The sequence below is a fragment of the Cupriavidus pauculus genome, from assembly GCF_008801835.1.
GTDB lineage: Bacteria > Pseudomonadota > Gammaproteobacteria > Burkholderiales > Burkholderiaceae > Cupriavidus > Cupriavidus pauculus.
On sequence record NZ_VZOW01000004.1, the window covers coordinates 71,495 to 84,222 of the forward strand.

The 12,728-nt window shown below is 66.9% G+C and carries 10 protein-coding genes; 4 read left to right on the forward strand and 6 right to left on the reverse strand.

Translation table 11 applies throughout. The features are described 5' to 3' along the window. Nucleotides 1-12: 12 nt before the first annotated feature. Entirely contained in the window at nt 13-1,308 is a 1,296-nt protein-coding gene (locus F7R19_RS06510; protein ID WP_407648939.1) for an epoxide hydrolase family protein, read from the reverse strand. A 298-nt stretch (nt 1,309-1,606) separates the two neighbouring features. On the opposite strand from F7R19_RS06510, the gene F7R19_RS06515 reads away from it, so the two are divergent. Further along, on the forward strand, nt 1,607-2,077 hold the full coding sequence (locus F7R19_RS06515; protein ID WP_061953925.1) for a nucleoside deaminase: 471 nt from the start codon (nt 1,607-1,609) through the stop codon (nt 2,075-2,077). A 124-nt stretch (nt 2,078-2,201) separates the two neighbouring features. On the opposite strand, the gene F7R19_RS06520 is transcribed toward F7R19_RS06515, so the two are convergent. The 3 genes from F7R19_RS06520 to F7R19_RS06530 form a co-directional block, all read right to left on the reverse strand. Further along, complete coding sequence (locus F7R19_RS06520) at nt 2,202-3,149, reverse strand: Bug family tripartite tricarboxylate transporter substrate binding protein (RefSeq protein WP_223506317.1); 948 nt, start codon at nt 3,147-3,149, stop codon at nt 2,202-2,204. 212 nt (nt 3,150-3,361) lie between these two features. After that, on the reverse strand, nt 3,362-4,330 hold the full coding sequence (locus F7R19_RS06525; protein WP_150979726.1) for a Bug family tripartite tricarboxylate transporter substrate binding protein: 969 nt from the start codon (nt 4,328-4,330) through the stop codon (nt 3,362-3,364). A gap of 216 nt (nt 4,331-4,546) precedes the next feature. Then, the gene (locus F7R19_RS06530) at nt 4,547-5,458 is read right to left on the reverse strand and encodes a LysR family transcriptional regulator (RefSeq protein ID WP_061954012.1); all 912 of its coding nucleotides are present in this window, start codon (nt 5,456-5,458) and stop codon (nt 4,547-4,549) included. A 178-nt stretch (nt 5,459-5,636) separates the two neighbouring features. Between F7R19_RS06530 and F7R19_RS06535 the strand changes: the two genes are divergently transcribed. From F7R19_RS06535 to F7R19_RS06545, 3 genes are all read left to right on the forward strand, one after another. Beyond that, nucleotides 5,637-6,992, forward strand: a complete 1,356-nt coding sequence (locus F7R19_RS06535; protein WP_150979727.1) for an MmgE/PrpD family protein — start codon at nt 5,637-5,639, stop codon at nt 6,990-6,992. Between the two features lie 43 nt (nt 6,993-7,035). Next, nucleotides 7,036-9,237, forward strand: coding sequence for an acetate--CoA ligase family protein (locus F7R19_RS06540; RefSeq protein WP_223506274.1), 2,202 nt, complete (start codon nt 7,036-7,038; stop codon nt 9,235-9,237). Nucleotides 9,238-9,299: 62 nt separating this feature from the next. Then, nucleotides 9,300-10,445, forward strand: coding sequence for an acyl-CoA dehydrogenase family protein (locus F7R19_RS06545; RefSeq protein WP_150979728.1), 1,146 nt, complete (start codon nt 9,300-9,302; stop codon nt 10,443-10,445). Nucleotides 10,446-10,611: 166 nt separating this feature from the next. Here F7R19_RS06545 and F7R19_RS06550 read toward each other — a convergent pair whose 3' ends face one another. Beyond that, nucleotides 10,612-10,920, reverse strand: coding sequence for a hypothetical protein (locus F7R19_RS06550; protein ID WP_150979729.1), 309 nt, complete (start codon nt 10,918-10,920; stop codon nt 10,612-10,614). A 406-nt stretch (nt 10,921-11,326) separates the two neighbouring features. Then, complete coding sequence (locus F7R19_RS06555) at nt 11,327-12,724, reverse strand: amidohydrolase family protein (protein WP_150979730.1); 1,398 nt, start codon at nt 12,722-12,724, stop codon at nt 11,327-11,329. Nucleotides 12,725-12,728: the final 4 nt, after the last annotated feature.

The window sequence follows — 12,728 nt, forward strand, 5'->3', positions numbered from 1 at the left end:
CAGGGGCGACACTCAGCGCGCCGACTTGAACGCCGCGCGAAGCTCTTCGGCAAAAAGCTGCGGCTGTTCCCACGCGGCAAAATGCCCGCCGCGCGCCACCTGGTGGTAGTAGTTCAAGGACGGATAGGCCGCCTTGCTCCAGCTTTCCGGCGCCTGATAAATCTCGTGCGGAAATACGCTGATGGCCACCGGCACCTTGATGTCGCGCGTTTTCTGCGCGTCGGCGCTGAAATTATTGTTGTTGTTCTCCCAGTAGAAGCGCGATGACGACGCGCCAGTATTGGTCAGCCAGTACAGCGTGATGTCGTTGAGGATCTCGTCGCGCGAGAGCACGCGCTCGGGCACGCCGCCGCTATCGCTCCATTCCGCGATCTTTTCGTAGGTCCACGCGGCCAGTCCCGAGGGCGAATCGGCCAGCGCGTATCCCACCGTTTGCGGGCGCGTCACCATCATCGCGCCGTACGCCGCATTGCGTCCGAAGAAGCTGGAGAGCGACTGGTACGCCTTCTTTTCCGGGGGTGTCAGCGACGCGGGCGGCGCATCGCCGGCCAGGATCGACTTCATCACGTCGCCCGGCACCGTGGCGGGCATGTTCAGATGGATCGCGCGCAGGCCGCTCGGTGCCTGACGTGCCAGCGCGTCCGAGATCACCGAGCCATGGTCGCCCCCCTGCGATACGTAATGCGTATAGCCAAGCCGCTTCATCAGCACGTCCCACGCGCGCGCGGTGCGGTCGGGGTTCCAGCCCAGATCCTTGGGCCGGCTGGAAAACCCATAGCCGGGGATCGACGGAATGACGACGTCGAACGCATCTTCGGCGCGGCCACCGTAGGCGGTGGGATCAGTCAGCGGGCCGATGGTCTTGGTGAACTCGAAGATCGATCCAGGCCAGCCGTGGGTCAGGATCAGCGGTAGCGCGTTGGGATGGCGCGAGCGCACGTGGATGAAATGGATGTCCACGCCATCGATCGTGGTAACGAACTGCGGCAACGCGTTGAGCTGCGCCTCGGCCTTGCGCCAGTCGTACTGGGTGCCCCAGTACTTCACCAGTTCCTGCGTTTGCGCCAGCTGGATGCCTTGCGAGGCGTCGCCGACGGTTTCCTTGTCGGGCCAGCGTGTGGCCGCGATGCGCTTGCGCAAATCGTCGAGCTGGGCCTGCGGCACGTGCACGTGGAACGGGCGGATGCTTTCGTCGGCATTGGCGGGTTTTGCCGGCTTGGCGGCGGCGACCGGCGCCGGCGTGGACTGCGCGGCGCGCACGGACGGGGCGTGGCCGGCCAGGGCTAGCGTGGCCAGCGCGGCGGCCAGTACAAGGGTGTGGCGGCTCAAGGCCGATGACTGGAAACTGCGGAAGGTTGCGTGCGACACAATGGATCTCCGGTTGGGTTGGGCCACGACGCAGGCGCATTCGCTGCCTGCGTGACTTGCAGCGCAGTGTGGGGGGCCGATGTATTGCGGAGGTGTCGCGCGCGGCGCGTTATGCATCGCCATGTATCTGGCGGCCGCGCCGAAACATGAAGATACGGACGGGCCTGGGGCGCCGTGCGCACGTGAGAAGTGCGCTGCCCGGTTATCATCGGCAGCCCTACAGTCATGGAGAAGCGATATGACCGACGCACAGCACTATCTGCGCGAAGCCATCCGGCTGGCGCAGGCCAATATGGAGCAAGGCGGGCGTCCGTTTGGCGCGGTGATCGTCCGGGACGGACAGGTGCTGGCCACGGGTGTTAACCAGATCCTGACCACCAACGACCCTACTTCGCACGCGGAGCTCAACGCCATCCGCGCCGCAAGTCAGAAACTTGGCACGCCCAGCCTGGCCGGGTGCGCGGTCTATGCCAGCGGGCATCCATGTCCGATGTGCATGGCGGCGATGCGCCTGGCCGGCGTGGCGGAAGTGGCCTATGCCTATTCGAACGACGACGGCGAGCCGTTCGGCTTGTCGACGGCGGCCATCTACGCCGACCTGGCCAAACCGTTCGCACAGCAGTCGATGAAGATTGCGTATGTGCCGGTGCGCCTTGACGGCGCCGAGGATCTCTACGCGCAATGGCAGCGGCGACAAGCGGGGAAATAGCAGCAGCGCGCGGCGCGCATGCATTGGGAGGGTGCGCCGCCGTTGCCGCCTTCGTCACTGCCCCGGAACTGCGCGCCGCTTGCGCCCGGTAGCGCAAAGCGGCAGCCGGGGCGCGGCGACAAGCTCAGTCGAGCGTGATCCTGGCGGCCTTGACGATCTGTGCGTAGCGCGTGGTATCGCGCTCGATCAGCTTGCGAAACTCGTCGGGCGTACCGCCCACGGGGATGAAGCCGAGTTCGGTCAGCTTGCGCGCCACTTCGGCGTTGCGCGTGGCCGCCGCAATTTCCTTCGCCATGCGATCGACGATCGGCTGCGGCGTGCCGGCAGGCGCCAGCAGGCCGGTCCACGAACTCATTACGAAGCCCGGAAAACCGGCTTCCTCCATGGTTGGGATATTCGGCTCGCCGGGCCAGCGCTTGGCCGATGCCACGGCCAGCACGTTGATCTTGCCCGATTTCACGTGCGGCATGGGCACCAGCAGCGGGTCGAACGCCACCGACACTTCGCCCGACACCAGCGCGGGCAGGATCGGCGCGCTGCCGTTGTAGGGCACGTGCGTCATCTTGACCTTCGCTTCCATCGCCAGCCGTTCGCCGGTCAGGTGCGCGGAACTGCCGACGCCGCTGGACCCGAACGTCAGCGTATCGGGATGCTTTTTGCCGTAGTCGACCAGCTCGGCGACGGTCTTCACCGGCACCTTCTTGCTGGCGAACAGGAACAGCGGCAGCTCTGCCATCTCGGCCACGGGCGTGAGGTCGGACGGCTTGTAGCTGAGCTTCGAATACAGCGACATGTTCGCGCTGTACGCGGCCAGCACCGACACGAAGGTGTACCCGTCCGGCGCCGCGCGCGCGGCCACGCCGACGCCCAGCGTGCTGTTGGCGCCGGGTTTGTTCTCGATGATGATGGGCTGGCCCAGGCTCTGCGATACGCGCTCGAACACCACGCGCGACACGGTGTCGGTCGACCCGCCCGGCGTGTACGGCACGATGACCTTGATCGGCTTGCTGGGCCACGCATCGGCGGCCAGGGCCGCATGGCCCGAAAACACGGTGGCAATGGCAATGGCCATCACACGCGCAACGCGCGTGGCTTGACGCTTGATACTCACTACATCTCCTTCACTGATATTCTTCTGCGCCCCGTGGATGACCCCGGGGCTCTGTGGCCGATTCAGGCGGCCTTGCGGATTATCGGTGAGGAAGTCTGCCGCGGAAGTCGGGGTCAGCCCCCGGTTTTCGATGCAATGTGCGATAGCCGCACGGCGCGGCGATCGCGTTGTCGTCAGTCGATGCGCGCGCCGGAACTGATCACTACCGGCTTCCACGCCTGATATTCGGCCACCACGAACTTGCCGAAGGCGTCCGGCGCCAGGCTCATCGCTTCGGCGCCTTGTTGCGCCAGCTTGTTGCGCATGTCGGGTTGCGCCAGCGCCTGGGTCACGGTCTGGTTCAGCTTCGCGACGATTTCCGGCGGTGTGCCCTTCGGCGCAAACAGGCCGAACCACGCGCCCGTGACCAGTTTTGGCACCCCGGCCTCGGCCATCGTCGGTACGTCGGGCAGGGCCACGGACCGCTTGCGCGATGTCACCGCCAGTGCCCGCAATTGTCCGCCGCGAATATGCGAAATCACCGAAGGCACGGTGGCAAACATGAACTGCACGCGCCCGGCCAGCAGGTCGTTGAGCGCATCGGCGCCCTTGTACGGCACATGCGTGGTCTTTACGCCGGTGCGCTCGTTGAACAGCACGCCGGACAGATGCGCGGCGGTGCCGACGCCTGTGGAGCTGAAGTTGAGTTGATTGGGATGCGCGCGCGCATAAGCCACCAGTTCCTGCACGGTGGTGGCCGGCAAGTTCGGATTGACCACCAGCACGTTCGGCACGTCGGCAATCGGCGCGACCGGCTGCAGGTCGGTCTGCGGGTTGACCTTGAGCCGCGTGTAGAGCGTGGGATTGATCGCCACGGGCCCCACCGACGTGGCTAGCAGCGTGTAGCCGTCGGCGTCGCTGCGGCCGACAAAATCGGTGCCGATATTGCCGCCCGCGCCGGGACGGTTTTCGACCACCACGCTCTGGCCGAGTGCCTTGCCCATCTGCTGCGCCACCTCGCGCGCCAGGATGTCGGTGGTGCCGCCCGCGGTAAAGGCCACCACCACGCGGATCGGTTTGGATGGGTAGGGCTGTTGCGCATGCGCGTTTGCGGCGCACACCAGCAGAACCCCGACGGCCGCACGCCGCAGGAAGTCTTTCATCGCTGTCTCCGGTCTGGTTCTTGTCATGGGCGTTGCGCGCCGCAGCGCGGCGGCAATCCCTGTCATGCATCTTAGAAAGACACCAGCGCCCAGCTTTGACGAAATAGAAACGCAGCCATCATCGGCGGCGGTGCGGATCGAGCGGTGATGCGGACACGGACGCTCGAACGCCGCGCGATGGGTGGCGATGGCGCGACGGGGGCGCGTCCGGCCGCGCTAGCGCGGCTTCAGGAAGTGCTGTTCCATGGTGGCGCAGCGGCTCAGGTGGTCGAGCAGCCGGGCAACGCCCGACGGCAGGCTGTCGCGGTCGCGCACGCATACATGGAAGGTGCGCTCGGCCCAGTCGTCCTTCAGCGTCAGCAACGACAGCCCCATCATCTGCAGGTAATTGCGCGCGATGCCTTCCGGCACCACGGCCAGCCCCAGCCCCTCGCGCACCATGCGGCAACGCGCCTCGAAATTCGACACCTGTGTCTTGACCGTCAGCGGCCGCGAGATCGTGCCCGAGACCAGCGCCAGGAAAGCGTCGAACGTGTGGCGCGGAAAGTAGCCGAGAAAGTCATAGTCGAGCGCTTCTTCCAGATGCAGCGCGCCCCTGGCCTCGAGCGGATGTCCGCGGGGCACCACCAGTCCCACCCGATCGGTGCGATACGGCAGCGAATGCACGCCGGGGCTTGGACTGCGCGCGTGATAGATGCCGATATCGGCATCGCCGTTGGAAACCATGCGCGGAATGTCAAAGCTGAATGCTTCGATCAGGTCGATGCGCGTATCGGGGTCGTGCTTGAGGAAACCGCTGATATCGGCGGGCAGAAACTGCAGGATCGTCGAACGATTCGACGCGAGCCGGATCTTGGCGATGCCGTCCAGCGAATACGCCGCCAACGCGTCCTGCGCCAATTGCACGCTGCGCACGATGGCCTTGGCGCGCTGATAGAGCATGGCGCCGGCCGGCGTCGGTTCCACGCCGCGTCCGTGGCGACGCAGCAGCGCGGTACCGGCGCGGCGCTCCAGCTCGGCAATGCGCTTGCTGGCAGCCGACGTCACGAGGTTTTCGCGTTCGGCCGCGCGTGACAGGCTCTTTTCCTCGACGGCGGCAATCAGGATGGCAAGCGAAGGAATGTCCATATCCATGCGGTGAGCGTGCTCCAAAAGGAAAGGCTGGGCCGATAACTGCGTGCGCAGAGTATGCACCAGCGCGCAGCGGTGCGGATGCGCTGCGCGGCTTGGGAGCTTTCACCAAATGTCAAAGCTGGCGCACGCGCCGTTCGTACCATGGAAGCCATTCCAGAAGGAGACAAACGGCATGCTGATCGACCAATTTGCCGCCTATGTCGGACAACAGGCTCACGCGCCTCTGCCCGACGACGTACAGCATCACGCACGGCGCGTGGTGATCGACTGGTTCGCCGCGCTGCTGGCCGGTGTGCCGATGGCGCCGGGTCAGCAGCTTGCGGCGGCGCATCAGGAGGAATTCGGCGTCGGGCACAGCAGCGTGATCGGCCGCGCCACCACTGCGTTTCCTGCGCTGGCAGCATGGGTCAATGGCAGCGTGTCGCATGCCGCCGAGTTCGACGACATCTTTCGCGATGCGGTCTACCACCCCGGCTGCCCGACGATTGCCGCCGCGCTGGCGCTGGCTGAACATCGCAACGCCAGCGGCGCGGATCTGCTGCGCGCCGCGGTGGCCGGCTACGAAGTCTCGACGCGCATCGGTGCGGCAATCCAGCCGGCGCATTACCGCTACTTCCACACCACCGGCACCGTGGGATGCATTGGCGCGGCAGCGGCCGGCGCGTTGCTGATGGCGCCCGGCAATGCCGAGGTGGCTGGCCACGCGATGGCCACGGCCACCACGTTTGCGTCCGGCCTGCAGCAGGCGTTTCGCTCCGATGCGATGACCAAGGCGCTGCACGCGGGCCACGCGGCGCAGACGGGCGTGCTGGCCGCGCAGGGCGCCGCGCATGGCGTCACCGGCGTGCGCGACATCCTCGAAGGCGACGCGGGATTCGGCGCGGCGCTCTGCGGCAGCCCGAACTGGGATATCGCCACCGAAGGGTTGGGTAGCACGTACAACGTGACGAGCATCACGCAGAAGAACCACGGCTGCTGCGGGCATACCTTCGCCGCAATCGACGCCGCCATGCGCATCGTGCGCGATCACGCGCTAGACACCGCGAAGATCGCTGCCGTCCGTGTGCATACGTACCAGGTGGCGCTGGACGTCACCGGCAATTTCACGCCGGCCACGCCGTTCGAAGCGCGCTTCAGCCTGCCTTACGTGGTGGCGCACGGCATCCTGCGCGGCGCGGTGCGGCTCGACGCCTTCGAGCCGCAGCGCCTGGCCGATCCATCGATCCGCGCGCTGATGCAGCGCATCACGCTTGCCGCCGACGCGGAGCTGAGCGCAGCGTTTCCGCGCCAGCGCGCGGCGCGCGTCGAGATCGAAATGGCTGACGGCAAGCGCCATGCGCACTTCGCGCCGTATCGGCTGGGCGATCCCGAAGCGCCGCTCGACGACGCCATGCTGGCCGACAAGTTCATGGAACTGGCCGCGCCCGCGCTGGGCACGGTCAAGGCTGCCGGCCTGCTCGATGCGTTGTGGCGGCTCGACGAGCGCCCGGTGCGCGATCTGGGCTTGCACGCATTGCGTGCGGGTTGAGCGGCGCAGCGGCATTGCTCCCATTTTCAGGAAGGATGGATTCATGATCGGAATCGATAACAACATCGCGCGTGGCCCCGGCCATGCGGAAATGGAAAAGAAGCGGGACGCGGCGCGCGCCAACGATGGGCTCGGCGCTCGCGGCGCAACGGGAAGCGTGCTGGCCCGTGCGTTGTTTACACCGGATGTGGTGGCGCTGGTGGGCGCCTCGGCCGATGAACGAAAGAACACCGCCCGGCCACTGCGCTTCATGCGCAAGCACGGTTTTGCGGGCCGCATCCTGCCCGTGAATGCGGGCCGCAGCGAAGTGATGGGCCTGGCCGCGTACCCCAGCCTGGCGGCGTTGCCCGAATCGATCGACCATGCGTTTGTGATGGTGCCCGGCGCGCAGGTGATCGACGCGCTGGAGCAAAGCGCGGAGCGCGGCGCGCGCGTGGTGACGGTGTTTTCCGATGGCTTTGCGGAACTTGGGGAAGCGGGCATGGCTGCGCAGCAGGCGCTCGCGGCGCGTGCACGTGCACTTGGCGTGCGCTTGCTGGGGCCCAACAGCATCGGCGTGGTCGACGTGCACAGCGGCGCCATCCTGTCGGTCAACGCCGTGCTGGAAATGGACGCGCTGCAGGCCGGTTCGGTCAGCGTGATTTCGCAAAGCGGATCGATGCTGGGGGCGCTGCTGTCGCGCGGCGCAGCGCGCGGCATGGGGTTTGCCAAGCTGGTGTCCGTCGGCAACGAGAGCGATATCGGCGTGGGCGAGCTGGTCGACATGCTGGTGGACGACGCCGCCACCGCAGCGATCCTGTTGTTCCTGGAGACGATCCGCGATGCGGCGGTGCTGGGCCCCGCATTGCGGCGCGCCCGCGCGGCCGGCAAGCCCGTGCTGGTCTACAAGCTGGGCCGCTCCGCGCAGGGCGAGGCGCTGGCGCAATCGCACACCGGCGCGCTGGCCGGCAATGACGCCGCCGTCGACGCGTTTCTGCGCAAGCATGGCGCGATGCGCGTGGAGATGCTGGAAACGCTGTTCGAAGCCGCGCCGCTGGCCATCCGCCATGCACGCGCGGTGCCCGCCCTGACGCGTACGCCGCGCGTGGCCGTGGTGACTACCACCGGCGGCGGCGCGGCTACCGTGGTCGATCGGCTGGGCCTGGCAAACGTGGAAGCCGTGCCGCCGCCCGATGCATTTGTCGCGCATATGGCCGCGCGTGGCGTGAAGATTCGCCAGACGCCGATCATCGACCTGACGCTGGCCGCGACCAGCGCGCAGTATCGCGACCTCGTCGAGCAGATGGTGCAAAGCGATTGGTGCGATGCCGTGCTGTGCGTGGTGGGATCATCGGCGCAATTCCATCCGCAATTGGCGGTCAAGCCGATCGTCGAGGCCAGCGTCACGCGCGGCAAACCGCTGCTGGCGTTTCTGGCGCCCGATGCCGCGCAATCGCTGCAGGTGTTGCAGGCCGCTGGCGTGCCGGCGTTTCGCACGCCGGAAAGCTGCGCGGACGCACTGGCCTGCCTGTTCCGTGCCGCCGCCGCTGCAGCCGACGATGCGGGGAGCTCATCGGTGCCGTCGACGCCGTGGCCACCAAATCTGCCAATCCGGGGCAATCTGACCGAACTGGAAGCTGCCGCCGTATTCCAGGCGCTGGGCGTGCCGATTGCCGCCGCCGCGCTGGTCCGCGGCGAATCGTTGGCCCATCCGGTGCCGTATCCGGTCGTGGCCAAGATCTGCTCACGCGACATCCTGCACAAGACCGAGATCGGCGGCGTACAGGTGGGCGTGCGCGATAACGCGGAACTGGCCACCGCCGCCGCGCGGCTGCTGGCCAACGCGCGCCAGGCCGCACCCGATGCGCAAATCGACGGCATCCTGGTGCAGCGCATGGAAGACCGGCTGCTGGAGCTGATGCTCGGCTATCGCAATGATCCGCTGGTTGGCCCGATCGTGGTGCTGGGCGCGGGCGGCGTCACAGCCGAACTGCATCGCGACGTGAGCCTGCGCCCCGCGCCGGTCAGCCGCGCCGAAGCACGGCAGATGATCGACGAGGTGCGCTCGACGCGTCTGGTGCGCGGATTCCGCAACCTGCCGCGTGGCGATGTCGACGCGCTGGCCGATGCAATCGTGCGCTTCTCGCACCTGTGCGCGATGCAGGGCGTCACGGTGGACGAAGCCGAAATCAATCCGCTGTTTGTGCGCGCCGATGGCGTGGTCGGTGTCGACTGCGTGCTGCGCCTGGCGGAACCTCAAATCTGAACACCAGGCGGATCACCACGGCGCGCACGCGCGTTGCCGAACCGCCATCCGGAGACAACGACATGCATTTCAAGCTCACCCCAGAACAGCAGGAATTCCAGGACGCCGTCAGCCGCTTCGCGCAGAAGGCGCTGCGGCCCGGCGCTCGCGAGCGGGCCCACACCGACGCCTATCCGTGGGACGTGGCGCGGATGATGGCCGAACAAGGACTGCTGGGCATCACGATCGCCGAGTCCGATGGCGGGCAGGGCGGCACGCTGATGGACGCAATCATTGCCATCCAGGCCGTGGCCGCGCATTGCCCGCGCAGCGCGGACGTAATTCAGGCCGGCAACTTCGGCGCCATCCGGGTGTTGGCCGAGTACGGCTCGGCGGCGCAGAAAGCCAAATGGCTGGCGCCGCTGCTGCGCGGCGAGACGCTGATCTCGGTCGGCATGACGGAGCCCGAAGCCGGTTCCGCCGTGACCGAACTAAAGACCGCCGCAACGCCCGATGGCGACGGCTATCGCATCAACGGCACCAAGATCTTTACCACGCACGGCCCGCATGCCGATGTGATCCTGGCCTACGTGCGCTTTGGCCCCGGCGTGGGCGGCATCGGCTCCGTGCTGATCGACACCAAGGCGCCCGGCGTGCGGATCGGACAGAAGTCGCGCTTCATGTCCGGCGAAGAGTGGGCGCAGATCTACTTCGAGGACGTCCATGTGGCGGCCGAAGATGTGCTGCTGGGCGAAGGCGGTTTCAAGAAACAGATTGCCGGCTTCAATGTCGAGCGCATGGGCAACACGGCGCGGTCGCTGGCGCTGGGCCGCTACGCCTATGAAGTGGCGCGCCAATGGGCGCTGCAGCGCAAGCAGTTTGGCAGGCTGCTATGCGAATTCCAGGGCTTGCAGTGGAAGTTTGCCGACATGAAGATGAAGCTCGATGCGGGCCAACTGCTGTTGTATCGGGCGGCCAGCAATGCCGACAGCGGACTGCCGTCGGCTGAGGAAACCGCAATCGCCAAGGCGTTCTGCAATCAGGCCGGCTTCGACATCGCCAACGAGGCGTTGCAAGTGATGGGTGGCATGGGGTACAGCCAGGAAGAACTGGTCGAATACTGCCAGCGCCGCTGCCGCGGATGGATGATCGCGGGCGGTTCGATCGAGATCCTGAAGAACCGCATCGCCGAATCGGTCTTCGAGCGCACGTTTTCGCAGCGGCCCTGACGCGCGGCGGACGCAATCCGCGTCAATCGGTATGCAGGCGGAAGCGGCGCGCGTCGCTTAGTGCGAGGGTGCGCGCCGGGACGCCGGCGTCTCCGACTACTTGCGGATCGCTCACGCGCAGCGCGGCTTTCGCGCGCGCATGGGCGGGTGGTCGCCGGACGCGCGCTCAGTCGTCGTCATGCCAGCGGTGCCACTCGTGCCGGCGCCATTCGTGTTCGCGCCAGCGTTGCTCGCGGCGCCATTGCCGTTCCTGCCATTCGCGTGCGCGCCAGTCGTCGTAGTAACCGGGCGCGACCACTACCGGCGCGGGCGGTGCCACCACGACGGGCCGTGGGGCGTAGTACACCGGCGGCGGGGGCGCGGCTACATAGGCTGGCACGCCGATGCCGATGTCGAAATTGACGTGTGCCTGCGCGGCGCTGGACGCGGCCAGCGCGGCGATACCGATGGTCGCGGCGAGAAGAATCTTGTTCATGGGGGCGTCTTGTACCTTGCTGCCTGTGTGCCGATAGTAACGGCGCCCCTGCGTGTTCGTTGACCCGTGGTGACGAGCCTTTGTAAGCTGTTGTATCGCCTTGCGCGGCGGCAGGCGGGGCCGGCCCGCGTGCGAAGATCGCGCGATTTGCAAGGCATTGGCGGGGCAATCGATGCGCATGCACGGCTCACACCCGCTGACGCCCGCCACCGCGGCGATGTGGATCGCCGCGCGGCTGTTACCGGTTGATGCATCTTGGCGACACGGCGGGTCCGGGAATCTTGTCGTTCCTTAAGCGCACCTTAAGAACCCGCGCGCCGCAATGTTGCCGCTGGAACTTGCACAACGATTTTTACGCGAGCGGCATGCGCGGTGCCGCCGCTCGCATTGTTGCCGCATCGATTGACTAAGGCCGCAGCGTTTCCAGCGCCGTCTGGGCGTCGCGTCGCAAGCGCTCGATATCGAGGCCGACGACGGCGCCGTCGCGCACCACATGGCGGCCCCGCACGAAGACGTCGCGCACCGGCGTGGGCTCTCCTGCGGCCACCGGCGCCGTGGCGATGTCGTGGAAACCCGCAAAGCGCAGACCGCTGACGTCGTAGATCGCCAGATCCGCGGACTGGCCCGGCGCCAGCGTGCCGACGCCAGGCAGCCCCAGCACCTGCGCACCGCCGGCCGTGCCCCAGTGAATCACCTCTTCGACGCGCGTCTGATCCGCGCCGCCCAGCGCGCGATGGATTAGCCACGCGAAGTTGGCCTCGTGGACCATGCTGCCCGATTCGTTCGACGCCACGCCATCGACGCCGATCGACACCGGCACACCCGCATTGGCCATGGCGCGCACCGGCGCGATACCGCTGCCCAAACGCGCGTTGCTGACTGGGCAATGCGCCATGCCCGTGCCGGTCTGACCGAGCATGCGGATCTCGTCGGGCGTCACGGTCACCAGATGCGCAAACCACACATCGGGCCCGAGCCAGTCGTGATCGGCGACGAACTGTACCGGCGTGCAGCGATATTTCTCCGCGCAGAAGCGCACGTAGTTGTCGGTTTCCGACAGATGCGTATGCAGCCGCAACTGCATGCCGCGCGCAAAGCCGGCCACTTCGCGCAGCAGCGCGGGCGGCATCGAGAAGGTTGGCGTGGTGGGCGCGACCACCACGCGACGCAGCGCGTCCGCGCCGGCATCGTGATAACGCGCCTTCAGCCGCTCGATATCGCCGAGCATTTCATCGAACGTTTCCGGCACCAGCGCGGTGGCACGCATGCCGGGATGATCGGACTTCGACTGCACCGCGCCGCCCCGGCACAGCACCAGTCGCATGCCGAATTCCTCGGCCACGTCGAACAGTACGTCGCCAGTTTCGGCACCATGTCCGTGGTGGTAGAGGTAGTGATGATCGGCACAGGTGGTGGTGCCCGACAACAGCAGCTCGGCCATGCCGAGCCGCACCGCGGTGCGGAAAATTTCGGGCGTGAAGCGGTCCAGGCGCGGATATGGCACGCTGGCCAGCCATTGCTGCAGATCGGCGTTCATGCCCGCCGGCACGGCCTTGAGCAGGTTCTGAAACAGGTGGTGGTGCGTGTTCACCCAGCCCGGGTACACCACGCAGCCTGTCGCATCGATTACGGTCTCGCCCGGTTGCGGAGCGAGGCCGGCGGCCATTTCCGCCACGCGGCCGTCGCGCACGCGCAGGTCGATCGCGCCCGCGCGCGCCGCGGCGCCGGTGCGGCCGGTCATCACGGCCGCAGCGTTGCGGATCAACAGATCGCCGGAAGCGATGGAGTGGGTAGGCGTCGTCATGGTT

Coding starts and splice junctions, on each gene's coding strand:
- F7R19_RS06515 (WP_061953925.1), top strand. CDS start 1,607: ATGACCGACGCACAGCACTATCTGCGCGAAGCCATCCGGCTGGCGCAG.
- F7R19_RS06520 (WP_223506317.1), bottom strand. CDS start 3,149: ATGGCCATTGCCATTGCCACCGTGTTTTCGGGCCATGCGGCCCTGGCC.
- F7R19_RS06525 (WP_150979726.1), bottom strand. CDS start 4,330: ATGAAAGACTTCCTGCGGCGTGCGGCCGTCGGGGTTCTGCTGGTGTGC.
- F7R19_RS06530 (WP_061954012.1), bottom strand. CDS start 5,458: ATGGACATTCCTTCGCTTGCCATCCTGATTGCCGCCGTCGAGGAAAAG.
- F7R19_RS06535 (WP_150979727.1), top strand. CDS start 5,637: ATGCTGATCGACCAATTTGCCGCCTATGTCGGACAACAGGCTCACGCG.
- F7R19_RS06540 (WP_223506274.1), top strand. CDS start 7,036: ATGATCGGAATCGATAACAACATCGCGCGTGGCCCCGGCCATGCGGAA.
- F7R19_RS06545 (WP_150979728.1), top strand. CDS start 9,300: ATGCATTTCAAGCTCACCCCAGAACAGCAGGAATTCCAGGACGCCGTC.
- F7R19_RS06550 (WP_150979729.1), bottom strand. CDS start 10,920: ATGAACAAGATTCTTCTCGCCGCGACCATCGGTATCGCCGCGCTGGCC.
- F7R19_RS06555 (WP_150979730.1), bottom strand. CDS start 12,724: ATGACGACGCCTACCCACTCCATCGCTTCCGGCGATCTGTTGATCCGC.